This window comes from Mycobacterium sp. E2699 (assembly GCF_001666745.1).
Taxonomy (GTDB): domain Bacteria; phylum Actinomycetota; class Actinomycetes; order Mycobacteriales; family Mycobacteriaceae; genus Mycobacterium.
The window spans coordinates 1-583 of the sequence record NZ_LZJH01000123.1 but is presented as its reverse complement, the minus strand read 5'-3'; the positions used below and the strand labels follow the sequence as shown (position 1 = coordinate 583).

Genomic DNA, 583 nt, shown 5'->3' with positions numbered 1-583 from the left:
AGGCCATGGAGCCGGTCCGGGCGGGCTTCGACGAGCTGGGCGCCGCGCTCAAGCCGCTCGCGGACGGGGTCGACCTGCTGCTGACCGGCCAGCTCTATCAGGAAATCGCCGCCAACGTCGCGGAGTACTACGACATTCCGGTCGCAGGGCTGCATCACTTCCCGGTGCGGGTCAACGGTCAGCTCGGTGTCCCCTTCCTGCCGTCACCGGCGCCCGTGGTCCGCACGACACTGACGGCCGGCTGGTGGCTGTACTCGCGCATCACCAAGGCGGAGGAGGACGCGCAACGCCGGGAACTGGGTCTCCCGCCGACGACGGTTTCGGCGTGGCAACGGATGGCCGAAGCCGGAACGCTGGAGCTGCAGGCCTACGACGAGGCGGTTTTCCCGGGGCTCGCGGCGGAATGGAATGGCAAGCGGCCCTTCGTGGGTGCGCTGACGCTGGAGTTGGGCGCGGACACCGATGACGAGGTCGCGTCCTGGATCGCCGCGGGAAAACCGCCGATTTACTTCGGTTTCGGCAGCACGCCGGTCCAGTCCCCCACGGAGACGGTGGCCATGATCGCCGACGCCTGTGCCGAGTT

The 583-nt window shown here is 68.8% G+C and carries 1 pseudogene; it reads left to right on the top strand.

Features of this window, described 5'->3' with window-relative positions:
* Positions 1-583: pseudogene (locus A5696_RS28075) on the top strand (glycosyl transferase); the annotation flags it as partial.